Origin of the sequence: Mesorhizobium sp. M1409, assembly GCF_040317535.1 — a bacterium.
GTDB lineage: Bacteria > Pseudomonadota > Alphaproteobacteria > Rhizobiales > Rhizobiaceae > Mesorhizobium.
The window spans coordinates 208,999-232,927 of sequence record NZ_JAMYKV010000006.1 but is presented as its reverse complement, the minus strand read 5'-3'; the positions used below and the strand labels follow the sequence as shown (position 1 = coordinate 232,927).

The following is a 23,929-nucleotide window of genomic DNA, read 5'->3' as shown; positions in this document are numbered from 1 at the left end:
CGACAGCCCTTGCCTGCAACTCACGCGCTCGCAAAATCCCCGCTTCAGACCTACGCCAAAAGACAGTGTGAGATATCCGGGCTAGCTCTCCAGTGCCTTCGCGGCGCGATCAAGCAGTGCGGCGCGATCGGGCGCAAATCCCGCTTCGATCCATTCCGCCTCGAGGTTCTTGAGGATTTCGCCCAGCTTCGGTCCTGGCGTTGCGCCGCGCGCCGTCAGATCGGCGCCTTTCAGCGGGAACATCGGTTTTTCCCATTTGAGCGCGAAGGCCAGCAGGCGCGAGAAGCCGCCGGCTTCAAGCAGCGCGTCATTGTCGTCAACAGCACGCACACGGGCGGCAGCCAGCGACAGGCGCAAGCGGTCGACAAATCCCTGCCGATGGCCGCGATAGAGCCTTTTCGCCAGTTCGCCCTCGGTCGTCTTCGGCTCGACAGCGGTGGCAAGCGCCCAGTGGCGCAGGCGATCCGCTTCGGCGATCGAAAATCTGAGCCGCTCGGCGAGTGTCTTCATGCGTGCGGCATCCGGCGGCACGATCGCTTCCAGCCGCAGCAGCGGGTCGGGCGCCCAGCCCAGTTCCTTCTCGGCCTTGGTCAGCCCATGGATGGCATCGATGCCCCATTTCTCGCTCGCCGGCAGCGCGGCGGTCAAGACGCCAGCCTGCCGCATCCAGAGCAGCGCCCGTGAGGGATCAGGCGCCGACAAAAGCTTCTTCAATTCAGACCAGATGCGCTCGGCCGAAAGCTGTGCAAGACCTTCCTTCAGCCGGGCACAGGCTTTCAACCCATCGGCATCGGGCCGGCCATCGCCATACCAGGCGAAGAAGCGGAAGAAACGAAGGATGCGCAGATAGTCCTCACGGATGCGCGCTTCCGCATCGCCGATGAAGCGCAGCCGGCGTGCCTCGATGTCGGCAATGCCGCCGACCAGGTCGACAACCCGGCCATCGGCTTCGGCATAGAGCGCGTTGATGGTGAAATCGCGCCGCTCGGCGTCAAGCTTCCAGTCGCGCCCGAACGACACTTTGGCCCGTCGCCCGTCAGTCTCGATGTCGGCTCGCAACGTGGTGACCTCATAGGGCTTGCCGCCGGCGACAACCGTGATCGTGCCGTGCTCGATGCCGGTCGGCACCGCCTTGAAACCTGCCGCCTCGGCGCGACGAACGGTTTCCCCAGGCAAACACGTGGTGGCGATGTCGATGTCGGCGACCGGCTGGCCCATCAGCGTGTTGCGCACGGCGCCGCCCGCGACACGCGCCTCTTCATCGCCCTCGCTCAGTGCGGCCAACAGGCGCTGCAGATGCTTGTCGCCGAGCCAGTCGGCCCTGCCCGCGATCGTGACACTCACGCATAGAGCCTTTCATAGAGGGTACGGATGATGCCGGCGGTGACGCCCCAGATGCGCCGGTCGCCATAGGGCATGTCGTAGAAGAACCATTCGAGATCGTTCCATATGCGGCTGTCGCGCTTGTGATTGGCCGGGTCCATCAGGAAGCGCAGCGGCACTTCGAAGGCGGCATCGACCTCGTCGGCGTTGAGCGTCAGCTGGAAACCCGGCCGCACGATGCCGAGCACCGGCGCGATGCGGTAGCCGCTGCCGGCGACATAGTCTGGCATGCGGCCGATGACCTCGATGCCATCCTGGCCAAGGCCGATCTCCTCGAAGGTCTCGCGCAGCGCCGCCGCCTCCGGGCTTGGATCGGCCGGATCGATGGTGCCGCCGGGAAAGGCCACCTGCCCCGAATGGTTGCGCAGCTTTTCGGCCCGTTTGGTCAAAAGAACCGTCGCATCGCCCTCATGATCGACCACCGGGATCAGCACCGCGGCGTCGCGCAGCGCCTTGCCCTGGTTGAGGCGTGGGTGATCGGGGTTGAAGCGATGGTCGCCATAGTCGTCGCCGGCATGCGCATCCGGCTGCGCGGCAAATCGCGCGCGAAAATCCGCGGATGAGAAAGGCGTCGGAGACACCTGGTCCATCACGCGCTCAGCCGCTTCAACTGGTCCGCCGGCATGATTGGGAACACAGCCTTTTTCGAGCGCACCGCGAACATGGTCTTGCCGCCGATCTCGACCTCCTCGCCATGGCCGACCAACTCATACATCACCGGCCGCGCCACCAAGGCCTCCAGCCGGCCGCGCACCAGCACATAGGGCTTCAGCCCGCCAGTCCCGTTCTCGTCGACGAAACGCAGCGGCCGCTCCGGCCCGGCCTCGACGACGTCGCCGACATTGGTTCGGAAGGTGATGACCTGCGCATCGCCGTCGCCAGAAACATCCATTTCGACGGCAATGAACGGCGCATCGGCGACGCGGATGCCGACCCGCTCCACCGGTGTCACCAGATAGGTCCTGCCGTCGGCATCCTTGCGCAGCACCGAGGAGAAAAGCTGCACCAGCGGCATGCGCCCGATCGGCGTGCCCAGATAGAACCAGGTGCCGTCGGCCCTGATCTCCATGTCGAGATCGCCGCAGAAGTCGGGATTCCAGCGCTCGACGGGTGCCGCACCCTTGCCGGCGCGGGCCGCGCGGGAGATCAGCGCCTCGAGACCGCGCGCCTCGGTGGCGGTCGTCAGGCTTTCTTCACGATGTTCCAAGGGTCCCGTCATGGTCACGAAATAGTCACTGTTGTTCCGCTTGTCAGCCTAAGTCTGTGATTTAAATTCTAATGCGGACACCAGGCGAGGCCGAATCGCGGCAGTCATGGTATGCTGCAGGCAGGTATTTCCAACCACAAGGATCGATGCGGCATGAGCGTAATGGTCAAGGAAAGCCCGATCAGCGAAACGGACATGATCGCCGAGGCCGAGAAGGCGCTGGCCGACATCTCCAGGATCCGCGACGGGGTCGGCCGGGTCATTTTCGGCCAGGAGAGCGTCGTCGAGCGCACGCTGGTGGCGCTGCTGGCCGGCGGCCATGCGCTGCTGGTCGGCGTGCCGGGCCTCGCCAAGACCAAGCTGGTCGAAACTCTGGGCATCGTGCTCGGCCTCAATTCGCGCCGCATCCAGTTCACCCCCGACCTGATGCCGTCCGATATCCTTGGCTCCGAGGTGATGGAGCAGGACGAGACCGGCAAGCGCTCCTTCCGCTTCATTTCCGGCCCGATCTTCGCCCAGCTGCTCATGGCCGACGAGATCAACCGCGCATCGCCGCGCACCCAGTCTGCGCTGCTGCAGGCGATGCAGGAGTACCACGTCACCATTGCCGGCGGCCGCTACGACCTGCCGGCGCCTTTCCACGTGCTGGCGACGCAGAACCCGCTGGAGCAGGAAGGCACCTATCCGCTGCCCGAGGCCCAGCTCGACCGCTTTCTGATGCAGGTCGATATCCTCTATCCCGAAATCGAGGCCGAGCGCCGCATTCTGCTGGAAACGACCGGCGTCGAGGACGCCAAAGCCCAGAACGTATTGCAGCCGGCGCGGCTGAAGGAAATCCAGACACTCATCCGCCGCATGCCGGTGCCCGAAAGCGTCGTCGAGGCGATCCTGACGCTGGTGCGCTCGGCGCGTCCGGGCCAAGGCAATGCCGAGACCGACAAGCACGTCGCCTGGGGCCCCGGCCCACGCGCCAGCCAGGCACTGATGCTGTGCACAAGGGCGCGCGCGCTCTACGATGGACGGCTGGCACCGTCGATCGACGATGTCCGCGCGCTGGCCGAGCCGGTGCTGCAGCACCGCATGGCGCTGACCTTCGCCGCCCGTGCCGAAGGCACCAGCGTGCGCGACGTGGTGGCGAAACTGGCCAAAGGTATCTGATGGCGCGTATTGGCGAGGTCCAGGCTCCGGCAGCGACGCGCGACGCGCTCGCCCGTGGCCGGTTGCGGGCTTCGCTGGTTCCGGACCTGCTGGTCGAGGCGCGGCGCATCGTCAACACGGTGATCGCCGGCTGGCACGGCCGCCGCAAGCGCGGCATCGGCGAGAATTTCTGGCAGTTCCGGCCCTATGTCGAAGGCGATTCCTCACGCATCGACTGGCGCCGCTCGGCGCGCGACGATCATACCTATGTGCGCGACCGCGAATGGGAAGCCGCCCATACGGTCTGGCTGTGGGCCGACCCCTCGCCGTCGATGCTCTATAAATCGACCGGCGCCAGCGTTTCCAAGCAATCGCGCGCGCTGGTGCTGGCGCTGGCCATGGCCGAATTGTTGTCGCGCAGCGGCGAGCGCATCGCCTGGCCCGGCCTTACCGATCCGTTTACCGCCCGCAACGGCGCCGAGCGCATCGCCGCCCAGCTCATGCATGCCGGCGATTTGCCGGCAAAACCCGATCTTTCCGACATCCGCCGCTTCTGCGACATCGTCATTGTCAGCGACTTCCTCGATCCCGTCGAGGAGACGATGGCCTGGCTCGACGTTCTAGCCCGCCACGGCGTGCGCGCTCATCTGATCGAGGTTGCCGACCCGGCCGAGGAAACCTTCCCCTATGCCGGCCGCACCGAATTCACCGACCCCGAGACCGGCGACAAGCTGACCGCCGGCCGCGCCGAAATGCTGGGCGATGAGTATCGCCTGCTCTACACCGCTCGCCGTCACGAATTGGCCGCCTGGTGCAAGCGCCTCGGCTGGAGCTTTACCCTCAACCACACCGATCGGCTGGCGTCCGATGCGCTGGTGCGCCTGCACATGGCGATGACCGCCGATGGCCCCTCTGTCGGGCCGACCGCTGGTGGCGGTCGTGCCGGAAAGGCCGTCGCATGAGCTGGCTGCCGCTCTCCTTTGGCGCCCCCATGGTGCTGTGGGGCCTGCTGGCGCTGCCGGTGATCTGGTGGCTGTTGCGGCTGACACCGCCCAAGCCGCAGACCGAGATCTTCCCGCCGCTGAAGATCCTGGCGCGCGTTCTGAAGCGCGAGGAGACGCCGCAGCAGAGCCCGTGGTGGCTGACGCTGCTCAGGCTGCTGATGGCGGCGCTCATAGTCGCCGCATTGGCCGATCCGGTCTTCAACCCGCGCGAAAAGCTGCCGGCCGAGGGTGCTGCCCTGGCCCTGGTCATCGACAATGACTGGGCAAGTGCCGCCGATTGGGGCAAGCGCGTCGCCACCGCCGAGCGGCTGATCGCCGATGCCGGCTCGAACGGCGTGCCTGTCGTCATCGCCTTCACCGCGGAAAAAGCCAATGCGGAGATCGGCCCGTTCGATGCCGCCGCCGCGCTCGACCGGCTGCGCGCCGCCAAGCCGCGGCCGATCCCGACCGACCGGCCCGCCGTCTATGCCCGCGTCGCCGGCGTGCTGGAGACCTTGCCCGGCGCCAGTGTCGCCGTGCTTGCCGACGGCCTTGCGGCAAAAGGCGACGAAGCCGCCTTCAACACGCTTTTGTCGAAAAATGCCGCCCGTGTCGTTTGGGCAACCGCCGACAGGCTGTCGCTGACCGGCCTGACCGCCGCCGACAACCAGGTCGACGGCTTTGCGCTGACCGCCATTCGCGCGCCGGGCGATCCTGCCCCGGCGCAGGTCACCGCCGGCGCCTTCGACGATAAGGGTCGCCGCATCGCCGATGCGACGCTGACCTTCTCGCCGGGCGAAACCACCGCCAACGGCACCATGGCGGTGCCGTTCGAGCTGCGCAACGACTTCGCCTCGATCGCGCTCGACGGCGAGCGCCAGGCCGGCGCGGTGCGCGTCCTCGATGAAAGCTCCAAGCGCCGCCGCGTCGGACTGTTGTCGCAGGCCGAGGCCGACCAGGCGCAGCCGCTTTTGTCGCCGCTCTACTACATCAGGCGCGCGCTGCAGCCCTTCGCCGATCTGGTCGAACCCTCCAGCGCCGACCTCGCCGACGCCATCCCGCAGATCCTCGACCAGAAGCCGGCGATGATCATCATGGCCGACATCGGCACCATTCCCGCACAGGTCCGGCAAAGACTGGTCGACTGGGTCGACAATGGCGGCACGCTGGTGCGTTTCGCCGGTTCGCGGCTAGCCGCCTCCGGCAATGACGACGATCTGCTGCCGGTCCGCCTGCGCACCGGCGAACGTTCGCTTGGCGGCGCGCTGTCATGGACGTCGCCGCAGCCGGTCACCGAATTCCCCAAGGCCGGCCCGTTCGCCGATCTTGCCCCGCCGACCGAGGTCACCGTCAGCAGGCAGGTGCTGGCCGAGCCGACGCCCGACATCGTCGAGCGCACCTGGGCCGCGCTTGCCGACGGCACGCCGCTGGTCACCGGGCTGAAGAAGGGCAAGGGCACGCTGGTGCTGTTCCATGTCACGCCCGAGGCGACCTGGTCGAACCTGCCGATCTCGGGCAGCTTCGTCGAGATGCTGCGCCGCATCGTGCAACTGTCGCGCAACCAGGGCGCGGCGATCGCCAATGCCGAAGCCGCCGCCACCTCGCTGGCGCCCTATCGCATGATTGCGGCCGACGGCTCGCTGGTGCCGCCGACGCCGGACGCGCGGCCGCTGGTTCCGGGCGCCGGCGCGTTGCCAGTGACCTTCGAGAACCCGCCCGGGCTCTATGGTTCCGAGACGGGTGTGTTTGCCCACAATCTGCTTGAAGCCGACAGCACGTTTGCGCCCCTGGCGCGCCCGCAAATCACGGTCCCGGTGACCTCGATCCAGTATGCCTTTGACGAATCGCGCAATTTGAAAGGCGCGCTGGTCGCGGCTGCCCTGGTGCTGATGCTGCTCGACACGCTGGCGGTGTTCTGGATAGGCGGCCTGTTTACCCGCCGGCCGCGCCGCGCCGGTGCCGTAACAACGACCGCGGCGATCCTGATTGCGCTCGGTGGCTTGTTCGGCCATGCCGATCTTGCCCGCGCCGATGACGCCAAGCCGGGCGAGGAGGTTGCAATAGAGGCGATTTCGAAGACCCGCATCGCCTATGTGCTGACCGGCGTGCCGGGCGACGATTCGATCAGCCGCGCCGGGCTCGAAGGCCTGACCCGCTTCCTGGTCGAGAAGACGGCACTGGAACCGGGCGAGCCGGCCGGCGTCGACATCTCGAAGGACGAACTGTCGTTCTACCCGCTGATCTACTGGCCGATCGATCCGGCCGCGCCGATGCCGAGCCAGGCCGCGATCGCCCGCATCGACGCCTATATGCAGCAAGGCGGCACGGTGCTGTTCGATACGCGCGACCAGTTCGCCAACGGCATCGGCGCCGATTCAACCAGCCCGGCGACGGAGCGGCTGCGCGACATCCTCGGCAGCCTCAACGTGCCGCCGCTGGAGCCGGTGCCGTCGGACCACGTGCTGACCAAATCCTTCTTCATTCTGCCCGAATTTCCCGGCCGCTTCGCCGGCGGTCCATTGTGGGTCGAGGCCTCGCTCGACGCCAGCAACGCCGAGAACCGGCCGGTGCGGACCGGCGACGGCGTCTCGCCGATCATGATCACCGCCAATGATTTCGCCGGCGCCTGGGCGGTCGACGAGAATGGCGACCCGCTGCTGCCGACCGTGCCGGCGGACCCGATGCAGCGCATCTACGCGCTGCGCGCCGGCGTCAACATCATGATGTACATGCTGACCGGCAACTACAAATCCGACCAGGTGCATGTGCCGATACTGCTCGAACGGCTGGGGCAGTAAGATGATGTCTTTTATTGCACCTCCGCGGATCGACCCTCCCAAATGGGAGGGTAAGGAATGAACTGGTCTATCTCCTTCGAACCGCTGATCTCCTGGCCCTGGCTGGTCTTGGCGCTGGTGCCGCTGGCGCTGCTGGGGCTCGTTGGCCTGTGGTTTCGCCAGCGCGGCTCGGTCTTTCGCTTCATCGCTTTGATGGCGCTCGCCGCCGCCCTGTTCAACCCGGTGTTCCTCAACGAGGAGCGCGAGCCACTGAAAAGCGTTGTCGCCCTCGTTGTCGACCGCAGCCAGAGCCAGGATATCGGCGACCGCACCAAACAAACCGACGAGGCGCTGGCGGGGCTGCAGCAGCGTCTTGGCCGCTTCAAGCAGTTCGACGTGCGCGTCGTCGAGGCGGGTAAATCCGAAGCCGCCGAAGAGCGCACCGAAACGCGGCTATTCGGCGCGCTCGAGGGCGCCTTCCGCGACGTGCCTCCCTCGCGCATCGGCGGCGCCATCATGATCACCGATGGCGAGGTGCATGACGCCCCCCCGGGCGTCCCCGATTTCAACGCCCCGCTGCATGCCCTGGTCACCGGCAACGACCACGAGAAGGATCGCCGCATCCGCTTCGAGAACGCGCCGCGCTTCGGCCTTGTCGGCAAGCCGCTCGACATGACCTACCGCGTCATCTCGACCGAGAAGGAGACCGGTCCGGTCGACGTGCGCGTCTCGGTCAATGGCGAGCAGGTCGCGGTCGAGCATGCCGCCGTCGGCCAGGCCATGCCGCTGCAAGTGACCATTCCCGGTGCCGGCCGCAACATCGTCGAACTCGCCATCGACCGCGAGCCGGGCGAACTGACCGACACCAACAACCGCGCCATCGCGCTCATCGACGGTATCCGCGAGAACCTGCGTGTGCTGCTCGTCTCCGGCGAGCCGCATGCCGGCGAGCGCACCTGGCGCAATCTGTTGAAATCCGACGCCTCGGTCGATCTCGTGCATTTCACCATTCTGCGGCCACCGGAAAAGCAGGACGGCACGCCGATCAACGAATTGTCGCTGATCGCCTTCCCGACCCGCGAGCTGTTCGTCGAGAAGATCAAGGATTTCGACCTCATCATCTTCGACCGCTACCAGCACCGCGACGTGCTGCCGATTCTCTATTACGACTACATCTCCGAATATGTCGAAAAGGGCGGCGCGCTGCTGATCGCGGCTGGCCCCGAATATGCCGGCGAAAGCTCGATCGCGCGCACGCCGCTGATGTCGGCCCTGCCGGCGATGCCGACCGGTGAGGTTGTAGATAAGGCCTTCTATCCACGTCTCACCGATCTTGGCCAGCGCCATCCGGTGACACGTGGGCTGGATGGCTCGGCCGCCGAGCCGCCGCGCTGGAGCCGCTGGTTCCGCACCATCGGCGTGCAGAACCCGGAAGGCGAGGTGGTGATGAAGGGCGCCGACAACCGGCCCCTTCTGTTGCTCGACCGCAAGGGTGAAGGCCGCGTAGGCATGCTTCTGTCCGATCAGGGCTGGCTGTGGGCGCGCGGCTTCGAAGGTGGCGGCCCGCATGTCCAGCTCTATCGGCGCATCGCGCACTGGCTGATGAAGGAGCCCGAACTCGAGGAGGAGCGGCTGACCGCCGACGGTCGCGGCATGGTGCTGGAAATCCGTCGCCAGACGATGGCCGACGACCCCGGCCCCGCCCAGATCATCACCCCGTCCGGCAAGACCTTGACCGTCAAGCTCGCGAAATCCGAGCCCGGCGTCTTCCTCGGCAGTGTCGAGACAAGCGAGATCGGCCTCTATCAGGTCGCCAATGGCGACCTGACCGCGCTCGCCCATGTCGGACCGGTCAACGCACCGGAGTTCGCCGATGTCATCTCCACCGAAAACCGGCTGAAGGCGCCGGCGGAAGCCACCGGCGGCAGCGTGCGCCGGCTGGCGTCATCCACGGCCCTTGGCAGCGATGTGACGCTGCCCTCCATTGTGCCGGTGCGCTCGGCCGGCGCCGCGTCCGGCAGCGACTGGATCGGCCTGCGCACCACGGACGACAGCGTGCTCAAGGCCGTCTCGCGCGTGCCGCTTTTCGGCGGCTTCCTCGGCCTCGGCCTGCTGCTTCTGGCGATGGGTTCGATGTGGTACCGCGAGGGACGGTAGCGCCACCTTTTTCCTTCTCCCCGTTCACGGGGAGAAGGTGCCCGAAGGGCGGATGAGGGGCAGCTCCAGCCTGAAGTGATTGGCGATCGCGCAAATGAACTGTTGTCACCCCCGGCGCCGCCCCTCATTGTCCTGCCGGACATTTCTCCCCGTATAGTGACGGGGAGAAAGATGCTGTCGCGGATGGTTTCGCCAATTGTCAGCGTTAAAGACTACCCCCGCCCTACTCTTCCGGCTCCGTCGTGAACATCAGCGGATAGCCCTTGGCCTTGCCGGCGTCGGTGGCCCGCGTCGCCTTGGTCTCGGCGACATCCTTGGTGAAGACGGCGACGACGCAGACACCGCGCCGATGCGCGGTGATCATCACCCGGTGCGCCTGGTCTTCGCTGAGCTTGAACTCGCCCTTCAGCACCGTCACCACGAATTCGCGCGGTGTGAAATCGTCATTGATGAGGATGACCTTGTAGAGCTTCGGCCGTTCGACCTGCGGCTTGACCTGGACACGCGGTTTTGTGGTGATTTCAGGCATTGGAACCGGCAATTTGCGTAAGCGACGTGGCCGCCATTCTGGCACCGGGAAAAGCGGCCGTCCATTTTGATCGACGCGCCAACCGGTATCCGGTGGGCGCGGCCAGCTACTATGTGGGAAACCGTCGGTCGCCGTTCAACGGCCCTGGCGGCTGAACACGCGGCGGCTAGGCCTGTCGGGCCGGAAGCGGTTTCCCCCGGCATCCGCCCGGCGTTCCAGCCAGGCTGTGATCGGCCAGGCGACGACGCAGATCAGCGTCGCGCCGGTCAGCACGATCAGCAACCAGGTCTGCGCCGGCGTGATGTAGTCCCAATTGGTGGAAATCGCCGGCGCAAACAGCGAAGGCTCGGTGCGTCCGCTGGCCGGATCGGGCACCGGGCTGGCGGTGAACAGGATCAGCACCCTGGCGACCCCGGTGGCCACCAGGCCGCCGAGCACCATCGAGCGCAGAATGGACGAAAGCCGCTTCTTCATGCGGATTGTCTTACACCGCCGGCGTTGCAAACGGGTTAAGTGTCAGTCGAGGCGGAAGCTTCCGGTGCCAGACTTCGGCCAGATATCGATCGATCCCATCAGTCCGATTGATCGCCGATATCAGGCTTTCTCAACGGCTTGGACAGGAAGAAGGCCGCTCCAGCCGAAACCGACTGGAGCGGCCTTGGTCAACAGGTTAGCATTTTATGCCGGACCTGATTACGTCTTCGGGGCGTCCTTCTTGACGGCCTTCTCGGCAGCCTTCTTGTGCTTCTTGACGGTCTTCTTGACGACCTTCTTCGGAGCAGCCTTGGCCGGAGCGGCGGTAGCCGGAGCAGTGGTCGTCGAAGCCGCCGGAGCAGCGGTCGTGGTGGCAGCGGCGTTGCCGAGAGCCGGCATTGCGAAAGCGAGAGCGACGGCGAGACCGGTTGCGGAGAGGATGGACTTTTTCATGGCTTCATTTCCTTTTCATGCGGGTCGAGTTTTCGAGTGTCACTGGACCGGGTCGTTCGGTGTCACTCCAAGCAGCTTCAAAGCATTGGCGAGCATCCGGATGCCCTGTGCCTGTTTCTTGGCGGCGCAGTACCGGTTACCCTTTCTCTGAAGTGCCTTTGCCGCGGTGACCTGCGTTGCCGTGGCATGGGTTTCGAGGGCTTCATCGAATTGGTGGCTGAGATTGGCGCACCGTTCGCTCCGGGTGGTGAGCGTCACCTTTGCGTCCGATTGTCCGACAGCGGCAGTGACCAGGCCAAGGCCCAGCAACGCACCCAACAAACTGATCGACAACCTTGGCATCGGTTTATCCGTAAACCCGGAGACTAGCGTCGCAGCCGATGACCTGACCGCCACGAGATCAGTTATGCCCTTGAAATTTTTCAGGAGTTTTTCTGAACTGTAGAATTTTGTTTCTGGATTGTGTCTGAGAGAGCCGGTGTGAACCCATCATCACCACTGGCCAACATATGGCCTGAATTCTATCGTGTGGGTTGCGACAGAAGGGCTTGGCAATCAACAATGACAGGGCTCAAGTGAAATCCGACGCGCACATACTGATCGTCGACGACGACAAGGGCATCCGCGACCTGCTGCAGGAATTCTTCCAGAAGCGGGGCCTGCACACCTCGGTTGCCGCCGATGGCATCGAGATGGAGACTATCCTGCGCCGCGCGCAGGTGGATCTCATCGTTCTCGACGTGATGCTGCCCGGCAAGAGCGGGCTGGAGCTGTGCCGCGACCTGCGCGCCCAGTATTCGACGCCGATCATCATGCTGACCGCCGTCACCGAGACCACCGACCGCGTCGTCGGCCTGGAAATGGGCGCCGACGACTATGTGCCCAAACCCTTCGATCCGCGCGAGCTTTTGGCGCGCATCCGCGCCGTGCTGCGGCGTAATGGCGGCGCCGAGCCCAAGCGCGCAACCACCAGGCAGATCTACCGCTTTGCCGGCTGGACGATGGACTGCTCGCGCCGCCGGCTGATCGCTCCCGACGATATCAGGGTCGAGCTGACCATGGCCGAATTCAACCTGCTGCAGACCTTTGTCAAAAGCGCGCAGCGCGTGCTGACCCGCGACCAGCTCATCGAACTCTCCGGCGGCGACAGCGACTACTCCTTCGACCGCAGCGTCGACATCCTCGTCAGCCGGTTGCGGCGCAAGATGGAAGACGACCCGAAAACGCCCAAGCTGATCCTGACCGTGCGCAGCGGCGGCTACCAGTTCCTGCCCGAGACGACCTCCGAATGAGACGTTTCCTGCCGCAGACCTTGCCTGTCTGGGTGCTGCTGATCGTCATTGCCGGCCTGCTGATCAGCCAGGTCGCGACCCTCTACATCGTGTCGCGCGACCGCGCCGTAGCCAATGGCGTGGTCGACCTCTACCGCCTCAACGACCGCGCCTTCTCGCTGGTGCAGCTGATGCATGACGCCACGCCGGAGGAACGCAAGGCGACGGCGACCGGTCTGTTCAACTCCACCTACGCGCTCACTGTCTCGGACACGCCGGCGGTCACCTCGTCGATCGCAAGCGACGACGAACTGGCGGAACTCGAAGACATCCTCGTCGGCCGGCTGTCGAAGTTCGGCATCACCGATGCGCGCGTGCGGCGCGACCCGGCGACGCGCGAGGCCGACGACGCCGACGGCACGGCGCCAGGGCCCGATATCGGCCAGGTGGAACGCGACCTTCTGGTGCTGGCCGCCGACTTCGCCCAGAGTGACAAGCTGACGGCGTCGTTGCGGTTCGCCGACGGCCAATGGCTGAACTTCACCGAGCCGATCACGCCTGTCGGCCCGATACTGAGCTTCGACAGCCTGCCGCTCTATTCGCTGATCGCCGGACTGGTGGTGATCATGTCGATCTGGTCGCTACGCCGGCTGACGGCGCCCTACCGGATGATGGAAACCGCCGTGAACCGGATCGGCAAGGATCTGAAGAGCCCGCCGATCGCCGAAGGCGGTAGCCGCGAGGTGCGTGCCGCCGCCAAGGCGATCAACGCCATGCAGGCCCGGCTGCGCGAATATGTCGAGGACCGCGAACATCTGGCGGCGGCGCTGGCGCACGATCTGCGCACGCCGATGACGCGGATGCGGCTGCGCCTGGAGCTGTTGCGCAAATCGGCGGTTCGCGAGGCGCTGGCGCACGATCTCGCCGATGTCGAGAGCATTGCCAGCTCGGTGATCGACTTCGCCACCTTCGAGGTGACCGAGGAGAAGAACGAGCGCATCGATTTCTGGTCGCTCGTGGAGTCGATCGCCGACAGCTATGACGACGTCTCGTTCGACGACGATACCCGTTCACGCGGCCTCGTCTGCATGGCGCGGCCGGTCGCGCTCAAGCGCTGCGTCACCAATCTGCTCCAGAACGCGGTCACTTACGGCAAGAAGGCGCATCTCTCCCTGCGCCTGTCGCAAAACACGATCCTGCTCACCATCCGCGATGAAGGACCGGGCATACCTCAGGCGCAGATCGACGCCGTGTTCGGCTCTTTCGTGCGCCTCGAACAATCCCGCAACCGCCAGACCGGCGGTCTCGGGCTCGGCCTGACCATTGCCCGTAACATCGCACGCGCCGCTGGCGGTGAGGTCAGCCTGTCCAACAACCCGGGCGGCGGTCTGCTGACGCAACTGCGCCTGCCATTGGCGGCCTGACGCAGCCCAAAGTGCCGACCTCGCAAGGCGCGGCTTTGGACCGGCATACGCGGAAACCCGGGAGGCCGGCAGCGAGATATCAAGGTCGGCGCGAGGACAAGCGATGTGTTCCCGTTTTCAATGGATGACGGCGATCTTCCATGCAAGCAGGGCAACGATTGCCGCTGCGCTGGAGAGGGTCGCCAAACCATGCCGCTCGAACGCATGCAGGGCAAGAACCGCCAACGCGGCACTGATCGCCGCGAGCGTCCCTTCGATATAAAAGAGCTGATTTGCAGTCAGTTGCGTGCCGGTCGCACCGCCGATCCTGAAAAACTCCAGGATCGATCGCATCGCAATCACAAGCAGTACCCCGAGCGCCGTTTGCGCGGTCCGCGGTTTAGACAGCCAACCCCAAATCCGTTCCAAAGCGCCTTTCCCTCATAGCCGACGGTCCTGGAGTTCTCGCGGCTCCTACCGCCGCAGGACCGCACTCAGCACGTCGCGGATGCCGATCGCGCCGACAAAGCGCGATTGATCATCGAACAGTGCCACGGGTGCTGTCTGCGAGCGGTGCATGGCCAGCATCACTGTTTTCAGCGAGGTGCCGGGGTTGGCCCAGAACACTTGCGCCGCTTCCTCCGGCTGCCCTTCGAGATCGGCGCACGACACCCAGACCGCCGGCTTGCCGTCGCGTTCGGCCGCCGCCACCAGCCCGTGCTCATCGATCTTGAAGCGCGTCGTTTTGCGCCGGTCGAGCCACACCCAGCCATTGTCGCCATGTTCCAGGTCGCGGCGGTCGCGCATGACGTTCCAGGCGGTCAGCACCGACAGCGGGTTCACATTGGCGATGAAGTCGCGGACATAGTCGTTGGCGGGCCGCAGCACGATGTCCTCCGGCGCCCCGGTCTGCACGATGCGACCGCCTTCCATGATGGTGATGTGGCTGCCGATCTTCAGCGCCTCCTCGAGGTCGTGGCTGACGAAGATGATGGTCTTCTTCAGCTCGGCCTGCAATTGCAGCAGCTCGTCCTGCAGCTTGGTGCGGATCAGCGGGTCGAGCGCCGAGAACGGCTCATCCATCAGAAGGATCGGCGCCTCGGTGGCGAAGGCACGGGCCAAGCCGACGCGCTGCTGCATGCCGCCCGAAAGCTCGTGCGCGTATTTCTTCGACCACTGGTCGAGATTGACCAGCTTGAGCTGGCGTTGCACCCGTTCCTTGCGCTCTAGCTCCGGCACGCCGGCGAGTTCAAGGCCGAGGCCGACATTCTCCTCCACCGTGCGCCACGGCAGCAGGCCGAACTGCTGGAACACCATCGCCACCTGTTTCTGGCGCAGGCGCCGCAAGGTCGCCTCATCGCAAGTGACGACATCGACGGTCTTGTCGCCATCCTTGACCAGGACCTGGCCGCGCGACACCACGTTGAGCCGATTGACCGCCCGCAGCAATGTCGACTTGCCCGAACCGGACAGGCCCATCAGCACCGAGATCTCGCCCTCGTTGATGGTCAGGCTGGCGCCGGCACAGCCGAGCACATTACCGGTTTTTTCGAGGATATCGGCGCGGCTGGCGCCGGCGTCGATCATCGCCAACGATCCGGCCTGGTCGGCGCCGAAGACGATATCGACGTTCCTGAAATCGACGGCGACGGTCATTTCTTGCCTCCAACGCCGATGCGCGTCATGCGGTCGAGCACGATGGCCAGCACGACGATGGCCAGGCCGGCTTCAAGGCCGAGGTCGATCTTGCGCGAACCAAGCGCCCGGTTGATCTCGGTGCCGAGGCCGCCGGCACCGATGAGAGCCGCGAACACCACCATCGACAGCGACAGCATAATCGACTGGGTGAGACCGGCCATGATGGTCGGCAGGGCCGAGGGCAGCTCCACCTTCCAGAGCAACTGGCTCTTGGTGGCGCCGAACGCCTCGCCTGCCTCGACGATCGACTTCGGCACCGAGACGACGCCCAGATGCGTGAGACGAACCGATGTCGGGATGACGAAGATGATGGTGACGATGAGACCGGGCGCGTTGCCAAGGCCGAACAGCGTCAGCACCGGGATCAGATAGACGAAGGTCGGCAACGTTTGCATCAGGTCGAGCACCGGCAGCATGATGCGGTAGACCTTCGGCTTGTGAGCCGCCCAGATACCGAGTGGCACACCGATGGCCATCGAGGCGGCGGCAGCGGCAACCACCAGCACCAGCGTCTCCACGGTCTGCTTCCAGAGATTCTGGTTGAGGATGAACAGCAATCCGAGAAAAACCGCCACTGCCAGGCCTCTCGATCGCTGCAGATAATAGGCAAGCAGCGCAATCAGGGCGATGAGAAGGACGGGCGGTATCAGCAGCAGCGTGTCGACCACGCCGTCGAGCAGGAAATTCAGGCCGCCTGAGAGGCCGCGGAAGAAGGTGTTGAAATTGTCGGTGAGGAAGGTGAAGAACGCTTTGCCCCATTCGCCGATGGGAATTTTATAACTGACAAAGAATTTTGAAATCGGATCCATCTAGCCCCTCTTTGGCAGCCGCCGTCCTTGCCGGACAGTCATCTTGTCACAGGATATAAAAAAGGGCAGCCTTTTCTAGATGGCTGCCCTCACTCGCGTCATGTCGGATTCAAAGTCGGCTCAGCTCCCGAGCGCGGTCTTCACCGCCGCAGCCGCGTCGCCGCCATCGAAAGTGGTCACGCCGGCAATCCACGGAGCGACCGCGTCCGGATGCTTCTTCAGCCAGTCGGTCGCGGCCGTGTTGGCGTCGCTGCCCTTGAGGATCGCGTCCATCATCTCGCCTTCCATATCGAGATTGAACTTCAGGTTGGCGATGAACTTGCCGGCATTCGGGCACTCGGTGGTATATCCCTTGCGCACATTGGTATGCACGGTGGCGGCGCCGAAGCCGCTGTCGCCCATGCCGTCGAGATAGGTGATCTTCATGGCGCCCATCACCGGATGCGGCGTCCAGCCGAGGAACGCGATCCACTCATTGTTCTTCATCGACTGTTCGGCCTGCGTCAGCATGCCGGCTTCCGAGGATTCGACCAGTTCGAAGCCTTCGAGATTGTCCTTCGGGTTTTTGATCATGTCGAGGATGATGCGGTTGCCATCGTTGCCGGCCTCGATGCCGTAGATCTTGCCGTCGAACTTGTCCTTGAACTTGCCGAGGTCGGTCAGCGTCTTGACGCCGGCGTCCGCCACATAGGTCGGCACGACGATGCCGTAGCCGGCGCCGCTGAGGTTTTCGCTGATGGTCTCGACCGAGCCGTCGGCGGTGTAGTCCTTGATGTCGTTGGTCATCGACGGCATCCAGTTGCCGAGGAAGACGTCGAGGTCCTTGTTTTTCAGAGACGCATAGGTCACCGGCACCGATAGCTGGATCACCTGCGGCTCGTAGCCGAGTGCGGTCAGCAGCACGGAAGCGATGCCGGTCGTCGCCTGGATGTCGGTCCAGCCGACATCGGAAAGACGCACCGCCTTGCAGCTCGCCGGATCACCGGCGAATGCAGCGCTCGTGGACAAAAAAGCCGCCAGGCCGAGGCCGGCGACGAAAGAGTTCATACGCGACATAGGTATTCTCCCATTGTGATTCTTTGGCGAAGCGCAGCTGCGGTTTCTCTGCCCGCCTTGTTTCGTCAGCCAAACACCATTCTGGTGCGGTTTCAAGCGTTAAGGCAATCACGATCAACGGCGCGGACTGGCCAATCAGCGACACGGCTGACGCTTTTGTCTTGCCGGACAGTTTTTTCAGGAGCGAGGCGGCTTTTTCGTAGAAAGGCTGCCGTGGCCCCTCCCCGCACGACACCAAGTCGGCTTAAGGTCTGTTTAGATTCAGGTCAGGCCGCGCCGAAAATGGTGGGCTCCGAGAACCGGAGCGGAGCGTACTTTCGGGTACGTGAGCACCGGAAGCGCAGGAACCGCCATTTGCAGGCCGGCATCACCTGAATATCAACAGACCGTAAAGGACGGCATGGCCAAGCTCTACTTCCACTATGCAACGATGAACGCCGGCAAGACCACGATGCTGTTGCAGGCGTCGTACAATTATCGCGAGCGCGGCATGCGCACGATGCTGTTCGTCGCCGGCCATTACCGCAAGGGCGATACCGGCCTGATCTCGTCGCGCATCGGCCTGGAGACGGAAGCCGACATGTTCCGCGATGGCGACGACCTGTTCGCCCGCGTCGCCGATCATCACGCGCATACATCGGTGCATTGCGTCTTTGTCGACGAGGCGCAGTTTCTCGAAGAGGAGCAGGTCTGGCAGCTCGCCCGCATTGCCGACCGGCTGAACATCCCGGTCATGTGTTACGGCTTGCGCACCGATTTCCAGGGCAATCTGTTCTCCGGTTCTCGTGCGCTGCTGGCCATCGCCGACGATTTGCGCGAAGTGCGCACCATCTGCCGCTGTGGCCGCAAGGCGACGATGGTGGTGCGCCTTGGACCTGACGGCAAGGTGGCGCGCCAGGGCGAGCAGGTGGCGATCGGCAAGGACGTTTATGTCTCGCTCTGCCGTCGCCACTGGGAGGAAGAGATGGGCCGCGCCGCACCCGACGACTTCATCGGCTTTATCAAGGGCTGACGGCCCCGGCGACCTTGCCCGGGCCCGGTGCAGCCCGATCGACACCTACCGCGATCGCGCCGCGATGCAGCGTTTGTTAAGGCCTCGGCACTATAAGGCCCCAGCCAGAGCTCTCCGGGGTCAGCCATGTTTCGAGCCGCTTCGTCCGCCAGCATTCTTCTCCTTGCCACCTCACTTGCCGCCCATGCCGGCGGTGACCCGGCCCTTGGCAAGAAGGTCTTCAACCGGTGCATCGCCTGCCACGAAGCAGCCACCGACCGCGACAAGGTCGGCCCGCATCTGTCGGGCGTCGTCGGTCGCACCGCCGGTAGCGCCGAGAGTTTTCTTGGTCACTACTCCGAGGCGATGAAGAGTGCCGGTGCCGCCGGCCTGGTCTGGGATGAAGCCAATCTCGCCGAGTATCTCAAGGCTCCCAAGCTGAAAGTGCCCGGCAACAAGATGGCGTTTGCCGGCCTGACCAAGGACGACGACATCGCCAATGTCATCGCCTATCTGAAGGCCGATCCCAAGCCCTGATCCGCCGCGCACGCCGCTGTAAAGCCGGCTTCCGCCTCGCATGTCGCGGCCGCTATTGCTGCATTGGCTTGCCAAATACAAAGGCATCCGTTCGCCGTCGTTTTGCGGCTTAGAAGTTCAATGGCAGTTGAACCAAGCCTGGCCGGCAGGCTAATCACGCCATGACCTCGCCTCCATTGCCTTTCAAGACCGTGACCGAATATTTTGTTTTCGGGGCGGGTCTTGTCTTGCGTCTTTCAATCCCCGGATGCCCCACATATATTCGCCGCTGTTCGCGACCAGCGACGTGATGCCGAAGCGGGAGGCCCCAATGGCGACATTGCAGAATTTCGACGCCGAAATTGCCAAGACCAAGCAGGTCGTGCAGGACATGCGCACCAAGATCGAGCAGTCCGGCACCGTGCTTGATACGCTCGCCACCGCCGACAAGAAGATCGGCGACGCCAATTTCGACATCGAGAACGCCCGCATCGAGGATGTGCTGAAGCAGCAGAAGGTGATGGAAGGCAACATCGCCGACCTGATCATCGGGCTGGAGGACGCCACCAACGTCTTCGGCGCCGAGTTCGAGAGCATGAAGAACTACACCGGCTGGGAAAAATTCATCGGCGTCTTCTCCAGCCAGAGCAAGCAGCGCATGCGCACCGACCGCGTCCGCAACATGTCGCTGGCCGGCAATCTGCAGGAACTGCTGGTCAAGTCCGACACCATCGTCGGCATCCTGAAGGCGCAGAAAGGGGTCCTCGACCAGCGCTACAAGACCTCCGAGACCAGCCTGTCACAGGTCATCGAGCGCCGTAAGACCACCATGACCAACCTCGAAGCCGTGCAGAAGCGCATCGAGGAACTCAACCCGATGCTGCTCGACATCGAAAACAAGATCGCCGCTTCGACCAGCCAGAAGGAGCGCACGCAGCTCGAAGGCGAGCGCTCCAAGCTGGCGACGGAATACAATGAAAAGCAGGCCAAGGAACAGGAGCTGCTGGCCGAGAGCCAGACGCTCGAGCGCTACACCTCGATGTTCCAGACCTTCGTCGATTCGCTCAACAACCAGATCGCCGCGCAGTCGACGCTGATCAACAAGCTGACCATCGACACCGAGCAACGCATCGTCCTCTACAAGGCGCTCGAAGATTCGCTGAAGACCGCCGCCCAGCAGGACGTCGCCCACAAGATCAACACGCTGGGCAGCCAGGTCGACAACACCGCCGAGGAAACCATGGCCGGCATCGGTGCCGCCTCGCAAAAGCACATCGGCGACCTGCTCGAGATGCACGAGAAGAACATGGTCGCCACTGCCGACATCCAGCGCCGCAAGAAGCTGGCCGACGATGCCTTTGCCCGCCGCTTCGACGAGGTGCTGAAGAAGCACAATTCGGCGAACTACGTGCAGTCTTAGGAGTGACAGGACTGCCCGCGAGCACACAAGCATGACCCGCGAAAACGAAGCGGCGGCACGGTATTTCTCCGCCATCACGGCCGCGCTCAGTGGCCTTGAAGTGTTCATGCGCGACGATCGCTCGCCGCTGTACCGGCATGGCATCGTCGCCAAGATCGTCGCCGAATACATCGCCCGGCTCGACAAGTCATTCGCCTGCTGGCGCAACCGGCTGGGCTTCATGGACACGTTCCGCATTTCGCGGGCCGAAAGCGGCTTCCCGGTCTTCCAGAACCTGCTCGAACTGGAAAATGACCGCCGCCAGGCCGATGCGCGGCTGGCCAACATTCCGCTGGCCGGCGAGTTGCGCGAGGAGATGGCCGACTTCATCCTGCGCCACAAGGAATTCCCCGAGGCGCTGCAGAAGTCGATGGCCGAGAGGCTCTATCTCGAGGACGTGAAGAGCGAAAACACGTTCGGCCCGTTCACCCTGGCGCAAACGGCCAAGGTCTCGGTCAACCCGAAGACGGGGCGTCCCTACTATCTCGTCCACTGGGCGACGTTCGACGGCAGCGCCAACCTGCCTCTGGTCTACATGGTGACGGTGGAGGATTCTTCCGAAGACATGGTCCGACAGCTTGTCGACAGAAACGGCAAACTGAACGAGACGATCGACATTCCGCTGCCGGTCGACGGCCTGCTCAATCCCGAGCTCGCCCACCGTTTCGACGATTTCACCGAGAAGAACTCCGCCTATACCCTGTCGCCGGCGACCATCGCGGTCAACCTCGACAAGGATTTCGAGCCGCTGCATCCCAAGCAGCTGCGCCGCGTCGTGCTCGGACCATTCTATTCGGCTGGCATTACCGACAACAATTCGACGGTGACCGAGGTGCTCGCCAAGGTGCGCAAGCCCGAAAATGCCTGGCTGCTCACCTGGACCATCCAGGAGGTCTATTCCAAGGCTGAGAAGCCGGGCCGCAAGGGGCTGTTTTCAAGCGAGAAGACAACGCAGGAATTCTTCATCAACACCGACGATCTGGAAGCCGCCCGCCAGGGCGTGTCGAGCTACGAAAACCACGCGCTGATCCCGCACGAGGCCTATCAGGCGCTCTATGCCGTCGGCGAGGCGCAGAAGATTTTTGCCGGCTACAAGGTTCACATCCTGTCCAACGGGCAGGTCATCTCAGACGTCTGACCGTCACACCACGGAGCAACCTTCATGGATACCGGCCTGACCACCATACCGGAAGCTGCGATCGAAAAGCACCGCGCAACCGCGCAAAGCTTCATCACCCGCATCGTCGTGCTGGAGGATCCGTCACGCGAATCGGGCACGGCACTTGCCGGCACCAACCGCCGCTTCGTCTCGACCGTCTCGGTCGGTTCGGTGCGCCGCACGCGCGAAGTCGAGCTAGCCAAGACCGTCGGCGCCGTCCATCCCGACGACCAGTTGCTGACCATCCCGCAGCACACGCTCCTGTTCCGCGCCCGGCGCGGCACGGCGATCGCGCTCGCAATATCTGATGTTTTCGCCGAAGGCTCGGACCTCGAAAGCCTGCAGGCCAAGAACACCCGCGCCCCGCTCGAAGGCGACGAGGCGTCCACCTTCAAGAAGCTTCTGTCGGCCTCGGCTTACATCTCCGCCTTCAGCCTCGCCTCCTATCTGTTCCAGCTGATCGACAGCGACGGCGAGGCGCCCAACGATATCCCCGAGCCCGACTTCCTGTTCGACACGCCGCAGGATGCGGTGAAGTCGATCCTCGCTGGCCTCGACAAGGCGATCTCAGGATCGTCCGACGACGCCGACTTGATGACCCGGGCGCGCGCCTTTGCCCGCGTCGCCATCGACGGGCTTCTGGCGCGCAAGGGCCGCTTCGACGGCATCGGCCCGTTCGAGAACGCCCATATCCGTATCGATGCCGACGACTTCACCCTCGATGGTTTCGACGTCGCGCCGGGCAAGCGCTCCAAGCCGCTGGTGATGACCTTCAAGAAGCCGGAGGAGGTCGTCGGCAACCACATTGCCAAGTACCAGTCGGTCAAGCTCGCCAAGATGCTGATGGCCTACGACTTCGAGCGCGAGATGAACCCGTTCGTCGAGCTCGGCGGCTTCCTGTTCACCTTCATCGGCGACGGCGCGCCCGGCACCGGCAAGACGACGCTGATCCAGATGATCGCCGGCCTCGTCAACGGCTATTGCCAGGTCGCCGGCTATCCCTTCGCCTATGAGAATTTCGGCGTTGACCAGATCTCGTCCTATCAGGGCAAATCCGGCCAGAACTGCCGCCAGTTCATCAACAATGTCTTGAACCCGCGCGTCATCGGCTTCGGCACCATCGACGACATCGACCAGGTGGCGGCGCGCCGCTCCGACGACCGCGCCTCGGCCGGCCAGCAGGAGATAACCGGCGTCTTGATGGACGCCTTCGCGGGCGCCACCACCGTGGTGCGCGGTAACTGCTCGTTCGGCATGTTCTCCAACTATCCCGAGAACGTCGACGACGCGCTGCGCCAGCGCGCCGGCGCCCGCTGGCTGGTCGACGGGCCACAGAGCCGCGACGACTACATCGACATCTTCGTGCTGCTTGCCGGCAAGAACCACAAGATCCCGCTCGGCGACCATAAGCTCTACGCCGCGCAGGAAATCCAGCGCGCCGTGACCGAGGCCTATGAGGAGCACGAGAAACCGCGGGAAGACGGGCTGATGAAGGTCTACGAACGCTACATGAAGGAGAACGGCGCGCCGAAATCGATGGCAGACATCGGCACCTATCTGCACCTGATCAAGGATGCCGAACCGCGCTTCACCGGCCGTGCCATCAAGAACGTCACCGACGCCATCAAGATGCGCGCCATGGACATCGAACTTCCCGACGACTGGTTCGAGAAGCCGGAAGTCTTCATGCACAAGGGCTACGACGAGAAGAAAGCGATGATCGAGGAACTGCGCGGGCCGTTCTCGATGGACATGGTCATGCAGGAGATCAACCGCTACGCCGACTCTGAGTTCCGCTATTCCGACAAGTCCGACGACTCCGCCGTGGAAAAACTGCTGCGCGACGCGCGCCTGCGCGAACGGGCTGCGCGGGAGATGGAAGAGATGAAGAAGAAGGGGCTTTGGAATGCGTGACGTTCCGTCCCTTGTGAATCCTCGTCATCAATCGACAAGTTGCAATCGCGATGCCGAAGGACGAGGCGCCAACGCTGACGCTCCCCTCTCCCCGTTCTTCACGGGGAGAGGGTAAGGGTGAGGGGCAGCGCATGCGTGGACCAGAAATTGAGACAACGGGTCGAGCGAGACGTCTGCGCCAGTCGGACAACGACGCTGAGAACGCACTTTGGCTCGAATTGCGTGACCGCAGACTGAACGGCCATAAATTCGTGCGGCAGTTTCCGATAGGCAGCTATTTTGCCGATTTTGCCTGCAGGAAGTGCCATCTAGTTGTCGAAGTCGACGGCAGTCAGCATGCCGGCAATAAGTATGATCAGGCCAGGGATCGCTTCATGGTTTCAAATGATTGGTCGGTCCTCCGCTTCTGGAATGTCGATGTCTTGAAGGATCGGGAAGCTGTACTTGACACCATACTGGCCGCGATCGGGGGACGTCTCGCACACCATATCGAAACGCACGAGCTTCGATTTGTTGCCGCCAAAGGCTATGGGGAGGCATGTTCTTGACCGTT

The 23,929-nt window shown here is 63.9% G+C and carries 23 protein-coding genes; 12 read left to right on the top strand and 11 right to left on the bottom strand.

The genetic code is table 11. From position 1 onward, the window contains the following. Positions 1–81 precede the first annotated feature (81 nt). Genes NKG99_RS08055 through NKG99_RS08045 form a run of 3 tightly spaced genes read right to left on the bottom strand, consistent with a single transcriptional unit; the run spans position 82 to position 2,602 of the window. Positions 82–1,344 carry a CCA tRNA nucleotidyltransferase gene (locus tag NKG99_RS08055; RefSeq protein ID WP_352866069.1) on the bottom strand — a complete coding sequence of 421 codons (1,263 nt, stop codon included), beginning with the start codon at positions 1,342–1,344 and terminating at the stop codon, positions 82–84. After that, positions 1,341–1,973 (bottom strand): CoA pyrophosphatase, encoded by a 633-nt coding sequence (locus NKG99_RS08050; protein WP_352866067.1) that lies wholly within the window; start codon positions 1,971–1,973, stop codon positions 1,341–1,343. Before NKG99_RS08050 ends, NKG99_RS08055 begins: the two co-directional genes overlap by 4 nt. Further along, positions 1,973–2,602, bottom strand: coding sequence for a DUF1285 domain-containing protein (locus NKG99_RS08045; RefSeq protein ID WP_352866065.1), 630 nt, complete (start codon positions 2,600–2,602; stop codon positions 1,973–1,975). Before NKG99_RS08045 ends, NKG99_RS08050 begins: the two co-directional genes overlap by 1 nt. Before the next feature lie 141 nt (positions 2,603–2,743). On the opposite strand from NKG99_RS08045, the gene NKG99_RS08040 reads away from it, so the two are divergent. From NKG99_RS08040 to NKG99_RS08025, 4 genes are read left to right on the top strand one after another with little or no spacing between them, the layout of a single operon-like run. Next, positions 2,744–3,748, top strand: a complete 1,005-nt coding sequence (locus NKG99_RS08040) for an AAA family ATPase (RefSeq protein ID WP_352866062.1) — start codon at positions 2,744–2,746, stop codon at positions 3,746–3,748. Beyond that, positions 3,748–4,689, top strand: a complete 942-nt coding sequence (locus NKG99_RS08035; RefSeq protein WP_352866060.1) for a DUF58 domain-containing protein — start codon at positions 3,748–3,750, stop codon at positions 4,687–4,689. Before NKG99_RS08040 ends, NKG99_RS08035 begins: the two co-directional genes overlap by 1 nt. Further along, positions 4,686–7,508: a DUF4159 domain-containing protein gene (locus NKG99_RS08030; protein WP_352866059.1), complete on the top strand. Its 2,823-nt coding sequence runs from the start codon at positions 4,686–4,688 to the stop codon at positions 7,506–7,508. Before NKG99_RS08035 ends, NKG99_RS08030 begins: the two co-directional genes overlap by 4 nt. A 57-nt stretch (positions 7,509–7,565) precedes the next feature. Continuing rightward, the gene (locus tag NKG99_RS08025) at positions 7,566–9,644 is read left to right on the top strand and encodes a hypothetical protein (RefSeq protein ID WP_352866056.1); all 2,079 of its coding nucleotides are present in this window, start codon (positions 7,566–7,568) and stop codon (positions 9,642–9,644) included. Positions 9,645–9,867: 223 nt separating this feature from the next. Here NKG99_RS08025 and clpS read toward each other — a convergent pair whose 3' ends face one another. The 4 genes from clpS to NKG99_RS08005 all read right to left on the bottom strand — a co-directional run bounded on the left by clpS (position 9,868) and on the right by NKG99_RS08005 (position 11,442). After that, entirely contained in the window at positions 9,868–10,173 is a 306-nt protein-coding gene (gene clpS, locus NKG99_RS08020; protein ID WP_027039419.1) for an ATP-dependent Clp protease adapter ClpS, read from the bottom strand. 135 nt (positions 10,174–10,308) lie between these two features. Further along, complete coding sequence (locus NKG99_RS08015) at positions 10,309–10,647, bottom strand: hypothetical protein (protein ID WP_352866054.1); 339 nt, start codon at positions 10,645–10,647, stop codon at positions 10,309–10,311. 219 nt (positions 10,648–10,866) lie between these two features. Next, positions 10,867–11,100, bottom strand: coding sequence for a hypothetical protein (locus tag NKG99_RS08010; protein WP_013529962.1), 234 nt, complete (start codon positions 11,098–11,100; stop codon positions 10,867–10,869). A 39-nt stretch (positions 11,101–11,139) separates the two neighbouring features. Further along, positions 11,140–11,442, bottom strand: a complete 303-nt coding sequence (locus tag NKG99_RS08005; protein WP_136615919.1) for a hypothetical protein — start codon at positions 11,440–11,442, stop codon at positions 11,140–11,142. A 233-nt stretch (positions 11,443–11,675) separates the two neighbouring features. Here NKG99_RS08005 and NKG99_RS08000 point away from each other — a divergent pair, with 233 nt between their 5' ends. Together NKG99_RS08000 and NKG99_RS07995 are read left to right on the top strand one after the other, a co-directional pair. Further along, entirely contained in the window at positions 11,676–12,392 is a 717-nt protein-coding gene (locus NKG99_RS08000; RefSeq protein ID WP_352866051.1) for a response regulator, read from the top strand. Further along, entirely contained in the window at positions 12,389–13,795 is a 1,407-nt protein-coding gene (locus NKG99_RS07995) for an ATP-binding protein (RefSeq protein ID WP_352866049.1), read from the top strand. The genes NKG99_RS08000 and NKG99_RS07995 overlap by 4 nt, the downstream gene beginning before the upstream one ends. A 117-nt stretch (positions 13,796–13,912) precedes the next feature. On the opposite strand, the gene NKG99_RS07990 is transcribed toward NKG99_RS07995, so the two are convergent. The 4 genes from NKG99_RS07990 to NKG99_RS07975 form a co-directional block, all read right to left on the bottom strand. Next, entirely contained in the window at positions 13,913–14,203 is a 291-nt protein-coding gene (locus NKG99_RS07990) for a hypothetical protein (RefSeq protein ID WP_352866047.1), read from the bottom strand. Between the two features lie 45 nt (positions 14,204–14,248). Further along, positions 14,249–15,430 carry a choline ABC transporter ATP-binding protein gene (gene choV / locus NKG99_RS07985; RefSeq protein WP_352866044.1) on the bottom strand — a complete coding sequence of 394 codons (1,182 nt, stop codon included), beginning with the start codon at positions 15,428–15,430 and terminating at the stop codon, positions 14,249–14,251. Next, a complete protein-coding gene (gene choW, locus NKG99_RS07980; protein ID WP_352866042.1) occupies positions 15,427–16,281 on the bottom strand; it encodes a choline ABC transporter permease subunit in 855 nt (284 codons plus the stop codon). The genes choV and choW overlap by 4 nt, the downstream gene beginning before the upstream one ends. A gap of 120 nt (positions 16,282–16,401) precedes the next feature. After that, positions 16,402–17,337 (bottom strand): choline ABC transporter substrate-binding protein, encoded by a 936-nt coding sequence (locus tag NKG99_RS07975; protein ID WP_352866039.1) that lies wholly within the window; start codon positions 17,335–17,337, stop codon positions 16,402–16,404. 400 nt (positions 17,338–17,737) lie between these two features. On the opposite strand from NKG99_RS07975, the gene NKG99_RS07970 reads away from it, so the two are divergent. The 6 genes from NKG99_RS07970 (at position 17,738) to NKG99_RS07945 (ending at position 23,924) form a co-directional block, all read left to right on the top strand. Continuing rightward, the gene (locus tag NKG99_RS07970) at positions 17,738–18,349 is read left to right on the top strand and encodes a thymidine kinase (RefSeq protein WP_352866036.1); all 612 of its coding nucleotides are present in this window, start codon (positions 17,738–17,740) and stop codon (positions 18,347–18,349) included. Between the two features lie 126 nt (positions 18,350–18,475). Continuing rightward, a complete protein-coding gene (locus NKG99_RS07965; RefSeq protein ID WP_352866033.1) occupies positions 18,476–18,865 on the top strand; it encodes a c-type cytochrome in 390 nt (129 codons plus the stop codon). A 310-nt stretch (positions 18,866–19,175) separates the two neighbouring features. Further along, complete coding sequence (locus NKG99_RS07960) at positions 19,176–20,264, top strand: hypothetical protein (protein ID WP_352866031.1); 1,089 nt, start codon at positions 19,176–19,178, stop codon at positions 20,262–20,264. 31 nt (positions 20,265–20,295) lie between these two features. Continuing rightward, positions 20,296–21,441: a hypothetical protein gene (locus NKG99_RS07955; protein ID WP_352866029.1), complete on the top strand. Its 1,146-nt coding sequence runs from the start codon at positions 20,296–20,298 to the stop codon at positions 21,439–21,441. 24 nt (positions 21,442–21,465) lie between these two features. Beyond that, complete coding sequence (locus NKG99_RS07950; RefSeq protein WP_352866027.1) at positions 21,466–23,376, top strand: AAA family ATPase; 1,911 nt, start codon at positions 21,466–21,468, stop codon at positions 23,374–23,376. A 131-nt stretch (positions 23,377–23,507) separates the two neighbouring features. After that, entirely contained in the window at positions 23,508–23,924 is a 417-nt protein-coding gene (locus tag NKG99_RS07945) for an endonuclease domain-containing protein (RefSeq protein WP_352866025.1), read from the top strand. Positions 23,925–23,929: the final 5 nt, after the last annotated feature.